The sequence below is a fragment of the Pandoraea sp. ISTKB genome (assembly GCF_001721285.1).
GTDB lineage: Bacteria > Pseudomonadota > Gammaproteobacteria > Burkholderiales > Burkholderiaceae > Pandoraea > Pandoraea capi.
The window spans coordinates 63,585-81,205 of sequence record NZ_MAOS01000040.1 but is presented as its reverse complement, the minus strand read 5'-3'; the positions used below and the strand labels follow the sequence as shown (position 1 = coordinate 81,205).

General features: G+C 65.3%; 18 protein-coding genes. 3 read left to right on the top strand and 15 right to left on the bottom strand.

What is annotated here, in order from left to right; translation table 11 throughout:
• Positions 1-102: 102 nt before the first annotated feature.
• The 14 genes from A9762_RS16275 to A9762_RS16210 all read right to left on the bottom strand — a co-directional run bounded on the left by A9762_RS16275 (position 103) and on the right by A9762_RS16210 (position 13,035).
• Entirely contained in the window at positions 103-1,176 is a 1,074-nt protein-coding gene (locus tag A9762_RS16275; protein ID WP_371443065.1) for a porin, read from the bottom strand.
• Positions 1,177-1,388: 212 nt separating this feature from the next.
• Positions 1,389-1,904, bottom strand: a complete 516-nt coding sequence (locus A9762_RS16270) for a nuclear transport factor 2 family protein (RefSeq protein WP_083253985.1) — start codon at positions 1,902-1,904, stop codon at positions 1,389-1,391.
• Positions 1,901-2,641 carry an alpha/beta fold hydrolase gene (locus A9762_RS16265; protein ID WP_069343047.1) on the bottom strand — a complete coding sequence of 247 codons (741 nt, stop codon included), beginning with the start codon at positions 2,639-2,641 and terminating at the stop codon, positions 1,901-1,903. Before A9762_RS16265 ends, A9762_RS16270 begins: the two co-directional genes overlap by 4 nt.
• Positions 2,638-3,756: a 4-oxalomesaconate tautomerase gene (locus tag A9762_RS16260; RefSeq protein WP_069343046.1), complete on the bottom strand. Its 1,119-nt coding sequence runs from the start codon at positions 3,754-3,756 to the stop codon at positions 2,638-2,640. Before A9762_RS16260 ends, A9762_RS16265 begins: the two co-directional genes overlap by 4 nt.
• Before the next feature lie 11 nt (positions 3,757-3,767).
• Positions 3,768-4,472, bottom strand: coding sequence for a 4-carboxy-4-hydroxy-2-oxoadipate aldolase/oxaloacetate decarboxylase (locus A9762_RS16255; protein ID WP_170836255.1), 705 nt, complete (start codon positions 4,470-4,472; stop codon positions 3,768-3,770).
• A gap of 38 nt (positions 4,473-4,510) precedes the next feature.
• Entirely contained in the window at positions 4,511-5,284 is a 774-nt protein-coding gene (locus tag A9762_RS16250; protein ID WP_069343045.1) for a PIG-L deacetylase family protein, read from the bottom strand.
• Between the two features lie 81 nt (positions 5,285-5,365).
• Positions 5,366-6,109 (bottom strand): ABC transporter ATP-binding protein, encoded by a 744-nt coding sequence (locus A9762_RS16245; protein ID WP_069343044.1) that lies wholly within the window; start codon positions 6,107-6,109, stop codon positions 5,366-5,368.
• The gene (locus A9762_RS16240) at positions 6,102-6,854 is read right to left on the bottom strand and encodes an ABC transporter ATP-binding protein (protein WP_069343043.1); all 753 of its coding nucleotides are present in this window, start codon (positions 6,852-6,854) and stop codon (positions 6,102-6,104) included. The genes A9762_RS16245 and A9762_RS16240 overlap by 8 nt, the downstream gene beginning before the upstream one ends.
• Entirely contained in the window at positions 6,851-7,942 is a 1,092-nt protein-coding gene (locus A9762_RS16235) for a branched-chain amino acid ABC transporter permease (protein ID WP_069343042.1), read from the bottom strand. The genes A9762_RS16240 and A9762_RS16235 overlap by 4 nt, the downstream gene beginning before the upstream one ends.
• Before the next feature lie 13 nt (positions 7,943-7,955).
• The gene (locus A9762_RS16230) at positions 7,956-8,828 is read right to left on the bottom strand and encodes a branched-chain amino acid ABC transporter permease (RefSeq protein WP_069343041.1); all 873 of its coding nucleotides are present in this window, start codon (positions 8,826-8,828) and stop codon (positions 7,956-7,958) included.
• Positions 8,829-8,882: 54 nt separating this feature from the next.
• Entirely contained in the window at positions 8,883-10,079 is a 1,197-nt protein-coding gene (locus A9762_RS16225; protein ID WP_069343040.1) for an ABC transporter substrate-binding protein, read from the bottom strand.
• A 403-nt stretch (positions 10,080-10,482) separates the two neighbouring features.
• A complete protein-coding gene (locus tag A9762_RS16220; protein ID WP_069343039.1) occupies positions 10,483-11,823 on the bottom strand; it encodes a LysR family transcriptional regulator in 1,341 nt (446 codons plus the stop codon).
• A gap of 1 nt (position 11,824) precedes the next feature.
• Positions 11,825-12,184: a protocatechuate 3,4-dioxygenase gene (locus tag A9762_RS16215; protein ID WP_069343038.1), complete on the bottom strand. Its 360-nt coding sequence runs from the start codon at positions 12,182-12,184 to the stop codon at positions 11,825-11,827.
• The gene (locus A9762_RS16210) at positions 12,181-13,035 is read right to left on the bottom strand and encodes a gallate dioxygenase (protein ID WP_069343060.1); all 855 of its coding nucleotides are present in this window, start codon (positions 13,033-13,035) and stop codon (positions 12,181-12,183) included. Before A9762_RS16210 ends, A9762_RS16215 begins: the two co-directional genes overlap by 4 nt.
• A 224-nt stretch (positions 13,036-13,259) precedes the next feature.
• On the opposite strand from A9762_RS16210, the gene A9762_RS16205 reads away from it, so the two are divergent.
• From A9762_RS16205 to A9762_RS16195, 3 genes are all read left to right on the top strand, one after another.
• The gene (locus A9762_RS16205; RefSeq protein ID WP_069343037.1) at positions 13,260-13,928 is read left to right on the top strand and encodes a GntR family transcriptional regulator; all 669 of its coding nucleotides are present in this window, start codon (positions 13,260-13,262) and stop codon (positions 13,926-13,928) included.
• Between the two features lie 90 nt (positions 13,929-14,018).
• The gene (locus tag A9762_RS16200) at positions 14,019-15,080 is read left to right on the top strand and encodes an aromatic ring-hydroxylating dioxygenase subunit alpha (protein ID WP_069343036.1); all 1,062 of its coding nucleotides are present in this window, start codon (positions 14,019-14,021) and stop codon (positions 15,078-15,080) included.
• Positions 15,077-16,027: a PDR/VanB family oxidoreductase gene (locus A9762_RS16195; protein WP_069343035.1), complete on the top strand. Its 951-nt coding sequence runs from the start codon at positions 15,077-15,079 to the stop codon at positions 16,025-16,027. The genes A9762_RS16200 and A9762_RS16195 overlap by 4 nt, the downstream gene beginning before the upstream one ends.
• Positions 16,028-16,139: 112 nt before the next feature.
• On the opposite strand, the gene A9762_RS16190 is transcribed toward A9762_RS16195, so the two are convergent.
• A complete protein-coding gene (locus tag A9762_RS16190; RefSeq protein WP_083253984.1) occupies positions 16,140-17,561 on the bottom strand; it encodes an MFS transporter in 1,422 nt (473 codons plus the stop codon).
• Positions 17,562-17,621: the final 60 nt, after the last annotated feature.

The window sequence follows — 17,621 nt, the reverse complement described above, 5'->3', positions numbered from 1 at the left end:
GCGCTTGATGTTGCGCTTGATGTTGCGCTTGATGTTGCGCTTGATGTTGCGCTTGATATCGCGCTTGATATCGCGCTTGGTGTCGCGTCAGGTGCCGCTCGCTCAGAACGTGTGCTGAATGCCCAGCATCGTGCCGAACTGATTGCCACCGGTGACGACCGAACCGCCGGCGGCAATGGCGACCGCACCCTTCTGGCTGTTCGCCACCCAGCCGGCCATGCCGTACAGCGACGTCCGCTTGGACAGCGAGTACGTGGCGCGGCCGATGAGCATCGTCGCGTTGGCACGGCTCTTCAACTGATAGCGAATGGCTTGCGCGTCGAACGCCCACGTGATCGTCGGCAGATACGTGAAGCCGATGAAGTAGATGTCCGAGCGCAGCGACGCGGCATCCGCGCTCACGTTACGGTGAATCCAGCCGCCCCCCACACGACCCGACGACCACTTGTAGTAGGCGTTGATGACCGAGTGCGAATCGGTGTAATTCGAGCTGGTCAGGGGAGCGGCGGCGCCGGTGTTGCCGCGCATCTGGTCGTACGACGCCGAAATACCGAAGTTCTCGTAGTCGTAGCCGATCAGGCCGGTGAACTGCTTGCACGCCTGATAGTTGCCTGCGACGTTACCCGCGCAGTTGGTCGCCGACGGGCCGCCTGCCGACGACGCATCGCGACCGAAGCTGTACGTCGCGCCAATGGTCACGCCGGAGAACTTGCCCATGTAACCGACAGCGCTGTCGCTACGCGCGTTGGCGATGTACGGGTCGATACTCGCGAGCGAGAAGATCGACGGCCCGATCACGTCGGCGTTGCCCGTGACGTAGAACGTCATGTTGTTCTGACGGCCGATGAGCAACGTACCCCACGAGCCCGACAGGCCGACGTTCGCCTGACGGCCGAACAGACGTCCGCCGTAGTTCAGGCCGCCGGTGCCCGGCTGGAAGCCGTTTTCCAACGTGAAGACGGCCTTCAGACCGCCGCCCAGATCCTCGCCCCCCTTGAAGCCGAAACGCGACGGCACCTTACCCGTGAGGGTCGGCTCGCCGACGAAGCTGCCACCGTTGGCGGCATTGTTGTAATAGGCGATGCCGGTATCGATGATCCCGTACAGCGTCACGTTGCTTTGCGCGTGCGCCAGGCCTGCACCCAGCAGCAGGCCTGCGGCCAATGCGTATTTCACTTTCACTTCTGTCCCCTTGTTTTTTGATACCGCTACTCCAAACCACACCCTCCGAACCGGTGGCATTGCCCTCGGCCCAGCCTTTTTCGGGACGGCACTGCGGCCGCCTCCGGGTACTGCTTTCCTGCGCTTGCGAGTGACCGGCACCGCCTCCTGTGCTGCCTTCGGCATCGGCCCTCGCTATCTCTGGCATCTCTGGCGCGATTTGCCGCTCACGCCTCGCGCACGAACGTGAACCGGGCTTCGCGGCGCGCGATGCGCCAGCCCTGCGCGGTGCGCACGAACGTGTCTTCGAACTCGCCCATCACCTGACGGCCTTGCGCGGGACGCCCGAACGGCCCCGGCACGTCCTGCGCCGAGCCGCTCCACAGCAACACTGTGCTGCTGCCGATGGCGCCGGTGGCCGACGTCACGTCGATCAGCACGTTGCCGACGAGGTGCCGCGTGAGCCGATCTGCCGGACGATCCGCGTACGCAGCCGCAATGGCCGCGCGACCGACCAACGTCTGCCCATTGGGACGCACCAGCACGCCCTTCTCCGCGAACAGCGCCGCGAGTCCGTGCGGGTCGCGCCGGTCGTTGCACAACACGAAGCGCATCACGAGGTCGTGGCACGCCTGCTTGGCACGCAGCGCGTCGAGGCTCTGCTGATCGACGATCTCGTCCTGTGGCGCATCGCCTTCGGTTTGTCGGGGTTGCGGATCTTCCAGCGAGAATTGCTGTGTCATGACGGCGAAACCTCCACCGACGGCAACGCCATCCACGCACGCATCGCGTCGGACACCGCTTCGGGCCGTTCCATCGGACTCATGTGGCCGCTGTGTTCCACCAAGCTCAGCACCGCATCGGGAATCGCGCGGGCCATGACTTCGTGACGGGCGAGCGGGCTCCAGGTGTCCTGCCGACCGCACAGCACGAGCGTCGGGCAACGGATGTCGGCCAGTTGCGGCGTGGCGTCCGGCCGACCGAGCAACGCCCGGATCTGCGCCGCGAACTGCTCGGGATCGCTGCGCTCGATCATGTCGAGAATCGCGTCGAACAGCGGGGTGCCGATCTGATCGGGATGCACCATGCCGGTTGCCCAGACCTGTCCCATCGCACGCATGCCGTGCTCGCGCGAACGGGCGAGCAACGCCGCACGACCGCTCCGTTCCTTCTCGGCGGCTTCGCCATCGGGCAACGCCTGATAGCCGGTATCGAGCAACGCGAGACGGCTCACGCGGTGCGGTGCGCGACGCACCACCTCCAGCGCGACGCGTCCGCCCATCGAATGCCCGGCGAGCGCGAAGCGCGGCTCCGGCGTCGTGGCGAGCACGTGATCGGCCATCGCACCAATGGTGTCGAGCGCGCCCCATGCAGGCACGCGGCAATCGAATTCGGGCAACAAGGCAGCGGTCGCCGCCCACGCGACCTGATCGCAAAGCAGGCCGGCAAGCATGAGCAACGGGGGACGTTCGAAGCTCATGCCGCCTCTCCTTGCGTCCAGACACGCGTGGGAATGCACACCTCACCGTCGAACAGCCAGCGCGCGGTGCGCAGCAAACCGGCGCCGGTCACCGCCGTCGCGCCGTCGGCATCGAGATCGAGCGCCAGCCGCACGGTGAATTCACCCGTCGGATGTTCGATGGAGAGCAACGGTGCGTCGCCGTCCGGCACCACGGCCATCTCATGACAGACGGTGCCCGGCAATGCCGCAGCCGTCGCCACGCTCACGGCCGCGAGCACACCAATGGACGAATGACAGCGATGCGGGATGAAACAGCGCGTGGCAAGCGCCCCCCCGGCTTGGGGCGGCGCGACGAGACACACCTTCGGCACCGTGCGCGAGCGCACGTCGCCCAGATGCATGCGCGGACCGACGGCAAGACGGATCGCCTCGATCCGCTCGCGCATCGCTTGAAACGCCGGCCCGGCTTCGAGCTGGTCACAGGACTCTGCACCGGAACATCCGAGGTCCTGCGCACGCATGAGCACGAGCGGCATACCGTTGTCGATGCACGTCACCGTGACGCCTTCGACAACCTCCTGACGCTGCCCGGTCGGAAACAGCGCGCCGCAGGACGAGCCTGCGGTATCGCGGAACATCAGCGGAATCGGCGCAGACGTGCCCGGCACGCCGTCGATGGCCACGTCGCCGTCGTACTTCACGACGCCATCCGGGGTCTGCACCGTGGCGACCGCCACCTGTCCCGTGTTGACCATGTGAATGCCGACGTCCGTCACGTCGCCCGTGACCGCGACGAGCCCTCGCTCGATCGCAAACGGCCCTACGCCCGCGAGAAGGTTGCCGCAGTTCTGTCCGTAGTCGACACGCGCTTCGTCGACCACGACTTGTGCGAATAGATAGTCGACGTCGGCATCGGGGCGCGTCGCCTTCGAGACGATGGCGACCTTGCTCGTGAGCGGGTTCGCCCCGCCCATGCCGTCGATCTGGCGCGCATCGGGCGACCCCATCGCGGCGAGCAGCACGGCGTCGCGCGTGGCGGCATCCGCCGGCAGATCGTCGGCGAGGAAGTAGAGCCCCTTCGAGGTACCGCCGCGCATGACGGCGGCGCGAATGCGCGTTTGGGAATGCCTCATGGACGGACCGCTCACTCGCTCGTCAACTCGTCGAGCGAGTCGACGTAGCGCAAGCCCTTTGCCGCGAGGCGCTCACGCATCTTGTAGTAGTCCAGTCCCAACGTGCCGCCCGCGAGCACACCACGCTTGTAGGCTTCGTCGGCACCGCGAGCCGTGGCAGCCCTGGCGACGACCTGCGCCGTGGCGAAGGGCACGACGACGACACCATCGTCATCCGCCACGATCACGTCGCCCGGGTTCACGATCTGGTTGGCGCACACCACCGGCACGTTCACCGAGCCGAGGGTTTCCTTGACGGTGCCCTGCGACGAGATGGCTTTCGACCACACCGGGAATTGCATCTCGGTGAGCGTGCCGATGTCACGGCAACCGGCGTCGATGATCAGACCCGCTACGCCGCGCGCTTTCATCGACGTGGCGAGCAGATCGCCGAAGTAGCCGTCGTCGCACGGCGAGGTCACGCCGACCACGACGATATCGCCCGGCTGCGCCTGCTCGACCGCCACGTGCAGCATCCAGTTGTCGGAGGGCGGTGCCAGCACCGTCACGGCGCTGCCCGCAACGCTGGCGCCTGCATAGATCGGACGCAGATACGTCGCCATCAGGCCGAGACGGCTCTGCGCCTCATGCACGGTGGCGCTGCCGGCGCTGCGCAGAATGTCGAGCGTGGCGGCATCGACACGGGGAATTTGACGAACGACAACGCCGCGAATCATGACAGTGACTCCATAACGGGTGACAGTGACGGCATGGCTTACGAGAGGTGCTGAGCGACGACAGGGGTCAAACGCATCAACCCTTCCGCGTACTTGATGTCGCGCGCGGCCGTGATGCCGATGTTGCGTTTGGCCTGCACACCGCGTTGCAGCGCCACGCGCGTGTAGTAATCCCAGAGATGCTCCTGACCGGCCATGCACTCGATAGCGGCGCGCTTCTTCTCCCACACCGGCGTGATGTCCACGAAGGTGTTCGGAATCCACTCGCACTGCTCGGTCTGATGCGGCTCGAACGCGAGCACCGCCGGCGCGCCGATGATCTTCTCGCCCGGCTTGTGGCCTTCGGCCTGCGCGATCACGCGTGCCTCCTGCGTGACATGCATCGCCAGCGGGTGATCGAAGTTGTAGGGGTCCTTCTCCGAATGGCTCAGCACGAACGACGGCTGCAATTCGCGATAGATGTCGACGAGCCTGAAAAGCGTTTCGTCCGACACGCGCATCGGGTAGTCGCCGATGTCGAGGAATTCGATTTCCGCGCCCAGAATGTCGGCGGCGCGCTGCGCTTCTTCACGACGCGCGGTCTTGACCTTCGCTTCGGTCATCTCCGCGCCCTTGCGCCAGAGCTTGGCCGACTCGCCACGCTCGCCGAAGGACAGGCAGACGATCTTCATGCGGTAACCCTGCGCGACGTGCGTGGCGATGGTGCCTGCCGCGCGCCAGACGAAGTCGGCCGAGTGCGCGCTGACCACGAGACCCGAGAGACCCGATGGCGCCGACGGGACTGCGGCGTTGGTGTGCTGTGTTGTGCTCATGTATTTGCTCTGATACGTGTTGCTGATGTGTCGCGTGTGCCGCTTGCGTGTCGCTTGTGTCGCCGATGTCGTCAGCGCCGCTCAGGCGCTTTCCAGCCCGACGAGCGAGCCGAGCAATTCCGGCGACGCCGCCAGATCGCCGCTGCGTCCCGCCCAGACCTGACGCCCCCGATCGAGCACCAGCGCCCGATCGGTGAGTTCCAGCCCCAGCTCTGCGTGCTGCTCCACAAGCACCACGCCCATCCCGCCGTCGGCGCGCAGCTTCCAGAACGCGTCGACCAGTTGATCGACGATCACCGGTGCGAGCCCTTCGAACGGCTCGTCGAACAGAATCACGCGGGGATTGCCGATGAGTGCGCGGCCGATGGCGAGCATCTGCTGCTCGCCACCCGAGAGCTGGTTGCCGAGATTGCGACGCCGCTCCTTCAGGCGCGGGAACAGGTCGTACACGCGCGCCAGCGTCCAGGCGTCATCGCCCCCGGTATGGGTAGCGCCGGCGACATCGCCCATCGCCGACACTTGCAGGTTCTCTTCGACGGAAAGCGATTTGAAGATTTCGCGCTCCTGCGGCACCAGCGCGAGTCCGGCACGGGCGCGCTTGTACGCTGGCCACGACGTGATGTCGTCGTCGCGATAGCGCAGCACGCCGCCGTGGCGCGTGGTGAGTCCCAGCAGACTGAGCAGCAGCGTGCTTTTGCCAACGCCGTTGCGTCCGAGAATGGCAACGGCCTCACCGGCCGCCACGCGCAGGCTCAGGTCTTCGAGCACGATGGTCTCGCCATACCCGGCACTGAGTCCGCCGGCTTCGAGCAGAATGTCAGTCATGATGGCGACGCCCCAGATAGATATCGCGCACGCGCGGATCGCTGCGCACTTCGTCCTTCTCGCCTTCCATGAGCACCGCGCCTTCGACCAGCACCGTGATACGGCGCGCGAAGCGGAAGACCAGATCCATGTCGTGTTCGATGACCATCACGGCGACGTCTTGCGGCAGGCGTTCGAGCAGTTCGAACAGCTTGCGTCCCTGCCCCGACGGCACGCCTGCGACGGGCTCGTCGAGCAGCAGCACCTTCGGATCGAGCGCCAGGCCCAGCGCGATCTCGACCTGACGCCGCTGTCCGTAAGCCAGTTCGTTGATGCGCTTGCCGGCGAGATCGATCATGCCGAGTTCGCGCAGCCGTTCCGCCGCTTCCTCAACCACAGCCGGGCGGCTCGCCAGCGGCTTGCCGATGCGCCCGTCCAGACCGCGTCGCGAGGTGAGCGCCAGCGCCACGTTCTCCGCGACCGTGAGCGTGTCGAACAGCGTGTTCAACTGGAACGTGCGGGCAAGGCCCAGCTTCACGCGCTTGTGCGACGGCATCGACGTGACGTCCGTCCCGCCCACACGCACCACGCCCGCGTTCGGCTTGAGCACGCCGGTGAGCAGGTTCATCAACGTGCTCTTGCCCGCGCCGTTCGGCCCGATCAGCGCGTGACGCGCACCGACCGGCAGCGACAGGCTGACGTTGCGGGTCACGTCCAACTGACCGAAGCGTTTGGACAGCCCCTGAATTTCGAGTGCAGCGCTCACGGCGTCACCTCCTTGTCCGTGGTCGTTGCTTTCGTGTTGTGCCCGTGATGCGGATTGCCGTTGTCGGTCGACGCCACTGCCGGGGCCTGACGCCGCACGCGTGCCGCCATGCGATCGACCACACCGATCAGGCCGTCCGGCGCGAAGCGCACCACCACGATCAGCAGCACGCCGAGCGCAGCCAGCCAGTTGGTGGGGTCGATGGCGGCGATACGATCGGACAGCACCATGAAGACGACCGCGCCGAGCACGGCGCCATAGAGACGTCCGGTGCCGCCGAGGGCGAGCATCACGAGCACGTTGGCCGACAGCGTGAACGACAGCGTGTCGAGCGCCACGATGTTGTTGACCTGCGCCGAGAGAGCACCCGCGACACCGGCCACCGCCGCAGCGATCGTGTAGAGCATCAGACGACGCAGCCCCACGCGCACCCCGAGCAGCGACATGCGCATGGCGTTCTCGCGAATGCCCTGCACCGTCAGTCCAAACGGCGAGCTCACGAGGAACTGGGTGAACAGATACACGACGAGCAACACCGCCAGCGCATACAGATACGCCGTGTGGCCGTAGATATCGAACTCGAACATGCCGAGCACCGGCGCGATCGTGTAGCCCGTCAGGCCGTCGTCGCCCATCGTGATCGACTTGGCGATGTTGCCCGCTTCATAGAGCAGCGTGGCGCAGGCAAGCGTGAGCATGATCTGCGTGAGGCCGCTCACGCGCAGCACGACCACGCCCGTGATCAGTCCCACGACACCCGCGACCACGGCGCCCGCCACGAGCCCCAGCAGCGGATTCGGCGACACATGCAGCGCGAACAGTCCCGCCGCATAGGCGCCGCTGCCGAAGAAGGCCGCGTGCCCCAGCGTCTCGATACCGCAATAGCCCTGCACGAGGTCGAGCGAGAGCGCGAAGATGATCATGATCAGCACGCTCGTGGCGAGCGCGAGATACAGATCGGCGAAGAAGTAGGTGGCGACGGCGGCGAGCAGCAGTAGCGCGTCGAGCATGCCCAGGCGCTTGCGACGCAGCGCCGGGACCACTTGCCCGAGGTTGCCCGTCGACGGCGAAGGATTCGTTTGCGACATCGTCGTCCTCCGCTCAGGCACGACCGACCAACCCTTGCGGGCGGATCAGCAGAATGGCCAGCACGGCCAGATAGATCATGAAAGCGCCGAGCGCAGGCACGTAGTAACGGCCGAGCGTGTCGATCAGTCCCAGCAACAGTCCGGCATACAGCGAACCGCGCAAGCTGCCCAGACCACCGGCGGCAACCACGATCAGCACGAGCACCAGATACTTCAGGCCGTAGTACGGCTCCAGCGGCAGGATCTGGCTCGACAGCGCACCGCCCAGCCCGGACAGACCGCAGCCGATGGCGAACGTGATCGAGAACACGAGCGGTACGTCGATGCCGACGCAGCGCGCCATGCGCGGGTTGTCGACGGCCGCGCGCAGCTTCGCACCGAACGACGTGCGTTCCAGCCCGAGCCAGATGCCGAAGGCGACGACCGCACTGCACACCAGCGCGAAGATGCGATACACCGACACCGAGAACGCACCGAAGTCCCACGTGCCACGCAGTCCCTGCGGCACCGGAATCGTCTGCAGCTCCGTACCGGCGAGGTTCTTGGCAATAGCGCAGATGATGAACGCCAACCCGATCGTCATGAGCAACTGCCCCAGACCGTTGGCCGTGTAGACCCAGCGATACAGCGTGCGCTCGAGCACCACGCCCAGCACCATCGTGCCGAGCACGCCGACGAGCAGCGCGACAAAGAAATCGAGCCCGGCACGTTGCATGGCCCACAAGGTGAAATAACCGCCGATCATGGCGAAGGCGGAGTGCGCGAGGTTGACCACGCGCATCACGCCGAGCGTGACCGTGAGGCCCACGGAGATGAGAAACAGCAGCATCCCGTAGGCCACACCGTCGATCGACAACGACAGGAAAGTGGCAAGCGATTGCGTCATGACGAATTACCGGAACCTAACGAACAGAGCGAATCAGGGGGGACATCGCCTGCGTTACTTCGCAGCCACTTGCGGGTGGCTCAGGTGCCACGGCTCGACGACCGACTTGAACGTCTCGATCGGCTTGTTGCCCAGCTTGCCGTCGATGGTTTCCACGCGACGGATGTACACGTTCTGCACGATTTCACGCGTCTTCGGGTCGATCGACACCGGACCGCGTGCGCTCACCCACGAGTAGCCCTTCACGGCGGCGATGGCTTTGTCTGCGTCCTTCTTGCCCTTCGTCGCCTTGATCATCTGCGCGATGAGCGTCATCGAGTCGTAGGCCGACACCGAGGCGATCGACGGCAGCGCGCCCGGGCCGTACTTGGCCTTGTACGCCTTCACGAACGCGGTGTTCTCCGGCGTGGTGAGGAACGGCGAGTAGTGCAGCGCGGTGATCGTGCCCAGGGCGCTGTCGCCAATGGCCGGCAGGTCCGACTCCATGGTCTCGGTCGTGGCGAAGAGCTGGATGCCTGCCTTGTCGAGTTCGCGCTCCTTGAACGCCTTCACGAAACCTGCCGACATCGGACCGACCGGCATGAACATGAAGACAGCGTCCGGCTTCGCATCGCGCACGCGTTGCAGATAGCTGGAGAAATCCGTCGTGCCCAGCGGGACCTTCACTTCGACGGCGATCTTGCCGCCCGACTTCTTGAACGTCTCGCTGTAGGCGTCGATGGCGTCGTAACCGGTCGCGAAGTCGGCCACCACGATGGCGGCATTCTTCACGCCCTTGCTCGCGGCGTATTCGACGAGCGGCACGCTCACGGCCCACTGCGTGAAGCCGGTACGCACGAAGTACGGCGACTTGAGCGTGACGCTGGAAGTGCCGGAGTTGCCGATGACGAGCGGCGTCTTGGTCTGGTTCACGACATCGGCCATCGCCAGCACGTTCGGCGTGAACGAGCCGCCGAACAGGTACTGCACCTGATCGCGCACCACGAGTTCCTGTGCGAGCTGGCGCGTGCGTTGCGGGTTCACGCCGCCTTCGTCGCGCTCCAGCACGACGATGGTGTCGTCGCCGACCTTGTTCTTGTTCTGTTCGAGCCACAGGTTGACGCCACGACGGTATTCCGTGCCCCACCACGACGCCGAGCCGGAGAACAGCCCCAGCATACCGACCTTGATTTCCTCGGCGCGGGCCGAGACAGCGGTGAATTGGCAGACGCTCGCGAGTGCTACCGCAAGCCAGAGATGGCGCTTGTTCATGGTGTCGTCTCCTCGTCGGCGTTAGCGGCGCCGATCGGTTGTGAGGTCGCGCCGGGGGATGGCGCGCCTTTTCTATGTGATGCGGAACAGCTTAGGCAGACGAAATGTCGACGTCGAACGACCTTCTCGCGTCGAGCGTTGCGTTTTTCGTATATCCCCGAGATTTCCCCTAGGTTTCGAGATGAATTTTTCGAAGGGAATTTCGCGCTGCGGGACGCATGCCGTTCCGCCGATGGAATGCCCGCCACACAAGGCGCAACGGGCGGTCGTCAGTGAGCGTCCCGCGCCGCGAAAATGGCGGGCGAGCGAATGAGGCGAGACATGCAAGTCATGGCGAATTCGTCGAATTTCGCCGCGCTCGCAAGCGGGTTGGCGAGCGCGATTCGCGCCCGTCACCGTACTTTTACGTCGGATGCTGCATCGTCGGTGCGAGCGCGCGCAATTCGTCGAGCAATTGCTCGGCTGCTGGCGAGAGCAACCCGTCACGACGTGTCGCCACGCCAATCGAGCGGCGCGCGTGTTGCAACGACACCGGCACGACGGCGAGTTCGCCCGTGCGCAACTCCGACGTGATCTGCACAGGCGAGAGCAACGCCAGCCGATCGCTCGACGACAGCAACCCGCGCACCACCGGTGAACTGCTCGCGTGCACCTGCGTGCGAGGCAGCGCCAGCTCTTCGGCATGGAACACGCGCTCGAACACACCGCGCGCGGGCGTGCACGGCAACGGACTTACCCAGCCGTACTCTGCGAGTTCCGCGAGCGTGGGCGTTCGGCCAGACGTCAGGCAGGGGTGATCGGCGCGCGCGACCACCGACAGATGATCTTCGAACAACGCTTCCTGACGAATGTCCGGCGGCACGTCGTTCGCCCGCAAGGCGCCGACGATCATGTCGACGTCTGCCTGTCGCAACTGACGCACGAGCGCCTCGTAAGTCCCGTCGACCACCGTCACCGTGAGATACGGCGACTTGTGCAGCAGGCTGTCGATGGCCTTGGGCAACAGAAAGCCGCTCGACAGCGGCAACGCCGCCACGATCACGGTGCCCTGCTGACGTCCGCCGAACGGCGCGAGTTCGTCTTCCGCAATCGCCAGTTCTGCGAGCGCGCGTTTGACCGGACCGAGCAAGGCCACCGCTTCGTCCGTGAGACGCGTGCCGCGCGGCGTGCGTCGGAACAGCTTGATGCCGATGAGGTCTTCGAGCTGATCGAGATTGCGCTGAATCGTCGGCTGAGAGCATTGCAGACGATTCGCCGCCAGCGGGCCGCTGCCCAGCTCGGCCACGGCAATGAAGCTCGTGAGTTGCTGCGGCGCGACCACGGCGGCGAAGCGGCTCGCCGCACGTGCGCCGCCGTCGGCTTGCGACGCCGTCGCCGCGAACGCTTCGCGGTAGCCGTTCGCCAGCTCGGCAAGCGCACGCGTGGCACGCACCCCGAGCCGCTGACCGGCGGCATTCGGAATCAGGCCGCGCCCGCTGCGGTGAAACAGCGGAAAACCCAGCTCCGCCTCGATATCCGAGATCGAGCGCGCCACGGCCGATTGCGACAGATGCAGCATGCGCGCCGCGCGCGCGACCGAGTCGCATTCGAGCACCGCGACCATGGCGCGCAGGCCACGCAGCTTGCGGCACAGCAGCGTCGCCTCGGTGCTTTGCGGCGCACGGCTCCACGTGCCGCGTTCGTGGCACGCCAGCCGGGGCGCGGCCGGCGCGTTCGTCAGGCTGATGGCAGTGTCGATGGCCATGTCAGCGCATGGTGGGCACGCGTCGCGTGGCCATGAACTCGTCGAGCGTCTCGCCGCGCATGAGCGCATAGACTTCGAGATTGGTCTTGCGCACCACGCGGGCAAACTTCTCCAGCACGAAGAAGTTCACGCCGTGACGCACGAGGCCGAGCCAGTCCTGCGCCTGCACCATGGCCTGTTCATCCGCCGTGAGCCCCGCAGCGGTCATCGTGGCGACGGGATCGTTCAGGAACGTCTCGCGATTCTCCGCGCGAATCATGTGCCAGAAGAAGCGATTGAGCTTGAGCGTCCGGTTGCTCACGCGCAGATCGAATGCATAGGTGCCGGTGATCGCTTCGATACCTTCGAGTTGCGGATTCATGCGCCCCCCTCCTCTGCGATGTCTTCATACAGCGCGACGGTCATCGCGGTCGTCGTCGCGAGGTAGTAGTTCAGATGCAGACGTTTGATGCGCGCTCCCATCGCGCCACGCATCGACAGCCACATGATCTGTTCGACGCTCTCCGCACCGCCGCGCTGCACGTAATCCACATGCTTGAGTTCGGTCAGCGTCTCCGGCGCATGCTCCAGCAGTTCCAGGAACTCGCGGTCCCACGCTTCGTCGTTGTACCCCGCGCGCTCGCCGTGAATCTGATGCGAGAGACCGCCCGTCCCCACAACCACCACGCGCAGGTCTTCCGGATACGACTCGATGGCACGCCTCACGGCCTGTCCGAGGCGGTAGCAGCGACGCCCGGTCGGCAACGGATACTGCAACACGTTGATGGCGATCGGCACGACCGTGCCCGGCCAGTCCGGCTTGTGCGGCCAGAGCAGCGGCAGCGGCGACGCGCAACCGTGATCGATCGGCTTGTCCTGGAAGACGGTGATGTCGAACTCGTCGTTCACGAGCGACTCGGCGATATGCGCCTGCAACGCCACGTCACCGCGAATCGGCGGCAGCGGACGCAGCCCGGCGCCTTCGTCGGCAATCGGGAATGACTCGCCAACACCGAGGGCGAACGTCGGATACATGTCGAAGAAAAACGTGGTGGCGTGGTCGTTGTAGAAGAACACCAGCACGTCGGCCTGCTTCTCGGCGAGCCATTTCGCTACGGGCTCGTAGCCCTGGAACAGCGGCGCCCACGCGGGATCCTGCTGCTTGCCCTTGTCGTACGCCACACCGATGGTCGGCACGTGCGACGTCCCGATCCCCCCAATGATCTTTGCCACGCTGAAAGTCTCCGTCTCTTGTTTTGTCATGCCCGGGCCGCAGAATCCGTTCGTGAATCCGAGCCCGCATTTATGCAGCGCCGAGTCTATCCGGGATCCCGTATTGGCATAAACAAGGGTATTTACCAATGCGTTTACGAATTACGGGATCCCATAATGAAAAAAAGCCGATGCCACTAAGCCCCGCTTGTCTGGCACGCAGGAAAGGAAACGAAAGGAGACGCATGCTGCATCCCACCCCGACCACGGTTCAATTGCGCGAAATGATCCTCAAGGGCGAACTCGCGCCGGGCGAGCGTCTGGCCGAAGCGAAGCTCGCGGAGCAACTGGGCGTATCGCGCATGCCGGTGCGTCAAGCGCTGCCGGTGCTCGCCGAGGAAGGACTGGTGGTGCGCGCCGGACAGCGTGGCTACGCGGTGCGGGCGCACACGCGTGAGGAGAGTGTCGAAGCGTTGCATCTGCGTGGCGCGCTCGAAGGCTACGCCGCGCGACTGCTCGCCGAGAAAGGCGCGAGCGCGGAACTGCTCCGGCAGTTGCGCGAGTTGCTGGCCGAGGGCGACGCCCTGCTCGCCGATCACACGATGACGCCTGAAGTCCAGATCGGTTACGCGTCGCTCAACGCGCGCTTTCACGACCTGCTCGTCACCGGCGCTCGCAATCCCCTGCTCGAAGGTTTTATCGCGCGCTGCAATCTGGTGCCGTTCGTCGCGCCCCGCACGGTGGCGTTCGGTCATGAGGACCGGCGCCAGTACGCGGACATCATCGCCTACGCGCATCGGCAGCATCACGCCATCGTCGAGGCGATTGCCGCGCGTCAGCCCGATCGCGCCGAATTCATGTGCCGCGAGCACATCGTGACGCAAGAACACAGCATGGGCGCGCAGTTGCTCTGACGCGCGCGCCGTCGCTGCATCCAACTCATCCCTTATCGAAACGAGAGCGCGCCGCACCCCTGACAAGGCACGCCAAGGAGACAAACGATCATGTTCCTCAAAAACACCTGGTACGTCGCGTGTACGCCGGACGAATTCGCCGACAAGCCGCTGGGCCGCAAGGTCTGCAACGAAGCGATGGTGTTCTTCCGTGACGGCAACGGCAACGCCGCCGCGCTCGAAGACTTCTGCCCGCATCGCGGCGCCGCGCTCTCGCTGGGCTTCGTCAAGGACGGGCACCTCGTGTGCGGCTACCACGGCCTGACGGTCGACGGCGGCGGCAAGTGCACGAAGATGGTCGGTCAGCGTGTCGGCGGCTTTCCGAAGACGCGGTCGTTCCCGTGCGTCGAGCGTTACGGCTTCGTCTGGGTCTGGCCCGGCGACGCAGCACTCGCGAATCCCGACGAGATCCCGCACCTGGAGTGGGCGGTGAGTGAGCAGTGGGCGTACGGCGGCGGCCTGTATCACATCAAGTGCGACTATCGCCTGATGATCGACAACCTCATGGACCTCACGCACGAGACCTACGTGCACGCGACGAGCATCGGGCAGGAGGAGATCGAAGAAGCCCCGCCGAAGACGACCGTCGAAGGCGACATGGTGATCACGGCGCGTCACATGGAAAACATCAAGGCGCCGCCGTTCTGGGCGGGAGCACTGCGCGCGAACGGTCTGGACGATCAGGTGCCGTGCGACCGCTGGCAAGTCTGCCGCTTCACGCCGCCGAGCCACGTGATGATCGAAGTGGGTGTCGCGCACGCCGGTCATGGCGGCTACGACGCCCCCGCCGACAAGAAGGCCGGCAGCATCGTCGTCGACTTCATCACGCCGGAGACCGACGAATCGATCTGGTACTTCTGGGGCATGGCGCGCAACTTCAAGCCACAGGATGCCGAGCTGACGGCCGCGATCAAGAAGGGCCAGGGCGGCATCTTCGCCGAGGACCAGGAGGTGCTCGAAGCGCAGCAGCGCAATCTGTCGGCGTACCCGGACAAGAAGATTCTCAAGCTCAACATCGACGCGGGCGGCGTGCAGTCCCGCAAGGTGCTCGACCGTCTGATCGACGCCGAACGTGCTGGCACGGCGAGCGCCGGTGTGGAGAACGCAGCATGAAGGTCCGGCTGGCGAACAAGCGCGATGTCGCCACCGACATCTGCGAATTCGAACTGGTGAGTGTCGACGGCAGTGCGCTCCCGGTGTTCACTGCCGGCGCGCACATCGACGTGCATGTCGCAGACGGCTGCGTGCGGCAATACTCGCTGTGCAACGCACCGGGCGAGACGCACCGCTACTGCCTGGGGGTGCTGCGCGATCCGCAATCGCGTGGCGGCTCCGTCGGCATGCATGGGCTCACCGTGGGCACGGAGATCGAGATCAGCGCGCCGCGCAATCACTTCCCGCTCGCCGATTCGGCGAAGCACAGCATTCTGCTTGCGGGCGGTATCGGTGTGACCCCGATCCTCTGTATGGCGGAGGCACTGGCGGCGAGCGAGGCGTCCTTCGAAGTGCATTACTGCACACGCGAACCGGCACGCACGGCGTTTCGCGATCGCTTCGCATGCGACGGGATTGCGGCGAAGACGCGTCTGTACTTCGACAGCGAAGGCGAACGCGCGGATCTCGACGCGATTCTGGCGCAGCCGTCCGGCGGCAAGCATCTGTATGTCTGCGGCCCGGCTGGCTTTATCGAGGCCGTGCTCGCCCGAGCAGAAGCCGCGCAATGGCCCGAAGGCAATGTGCATCGCGAATACTTCGCCGCGCCGGTGCACGAGTCTGCGGATAGCGAGGCCGACAAGGCGTTTCAGGTGAAGCTGCATTCGAGCGGCCGTGTGATCGACGTGCCGGCCGGCGAGACGATCGTCGCGGCGCTCGCAGCGCAGGGTGTCGAAGTGCAGATGTCGTGCGAGCAAGGCGTGTGCGGCACGTGCCTCACGCGTGTGATCGACGGCACGCCAGACCATCGCGACGTCTACCTCACGGACGACGAGCGCGCCGCCAACGATCAGATCCTGCCGTGCTGCTCGCGCAGCAAGTCCGCCATGCTCGTGCTCGACCTCTGAGCGCAGTCGTCGCAGCGTTAGCGGCAGCGGTTTCAAAAACGAACAGCCCCGCTTCGCATCGCGAGCGGGGCTGTTCGTTTTCATCGACGTCGGAGGGAAGTCGCTGAGTTCGTCACATCGTCCGATGCCTCGTCTCACGCACGAGCACCGTCGAGATCAGCGCCATGGTCGCGAGCACGAGGAAGTAGACGATCACCGGCCAGATCTGCCCGTGGCTCCACGCCAGCAGACTCGCCGCAATCATCGGCGCCAGACCGCCGCCCATCACCGTGCCGATCTGCTTGCCCAGCGATACACCCGAGAAGCGCACCCGCGTGTCGAACAACTCGGAGAAGAAGCTGCCTTCCGGACCGAACATCATGGGATGGATCACGCCCGCACCGATCACGATGGCGAGTACGACGAAGGCCGTCTCCTTGCTGCCCATCATGAGGAAGAACGGATAGATGAAAATCGCCGTGGCGACCAGCCCCATCAGGAACATCGGGCGGCGTCCCAGCTTGTCGGAGAGCATGCCGAACGCGGGAATCGTGAGCATGGCGAGGATGTTCGCGTACAGCACACCGTCGGCCATCACGTTGCGCGGCAGACCGAGCGTCTTGGTGCCGTAGGAGAGCGAGAAAATCGCCACCAGATAGAAGAAGCTCGTCTCCGCCAGACAGATGAAGAACGTGACGAGCGTCGGGCGCCAGTAATGCGTGATGACCTCGGCCACCGGCACCTTCGCGATGTCGCGATGCTGCTCCGCCGCCTTGAAGCTCGGCGACTCCTCCACCTTCAGGCGTACATACGTCCCCAGGGCCACGAGCAGCAGACTCACGAGGAACGGCAGACGCCAGCCCCACGTCAGCAAATCGTCTTCCGGCAGGCGCGTGATGAGCACGATGGCGAGCGACGCCCCGACGATCGACGTCGGCCCCGCTGCCTGAATCAGTCCGCCAAAGAGGCCGCGCAAATGCGCGGGCGCGCCCTCGACCGTCATGAGCAACCCGCCCACGGACTCGCCGCCGAGCGCAAAGCCCTGAATGAAGCGCAACGTCACGAGCATGATCGGCGCCCACATGCCGACCATGGCGTACGTGGGCAGCAGGCCGATGAGCGTGGTCGCGACGCCCATCAGAATCAGCGTGAACAACAGAATCGACTTGCGGCCGATGCGGTCGCCGTAGTGACCGAAGACGATGCCGCCGATGGGGCGCGCGACGAAGCCGACGGCGAACGTTGCGAACACGGCGATCATGCCCGTCATCGGGTCGAGCTGCGGGAAGAACAACCGGTCGAACACGATGGGGGCGAGAAAGCCGTAGACGAAAAAGTCATACCACTCGATGGCCGTGCCGAAGCAACTGGCAGCCACCACGCGACCGAAGTTCGGCGTGGCCGCCGTCGGGGTGTCGTGATGACGGGTTGCGTGGTCCGACGGGCTGGCTGATGTGCCGCCTGATGGGCTGGCCGGGAGCGTTGACGAAGCGCCGGACGCAGCGCCAGATACGGCACCCGCGCCCGCAGGGACGGTTTCAAACGGTTGTGACACGGTTGTCTCCTCCGGCCGTCTATTCCGGTGTCCCGGCTGCGGCGGTATGGTGGTGATGAA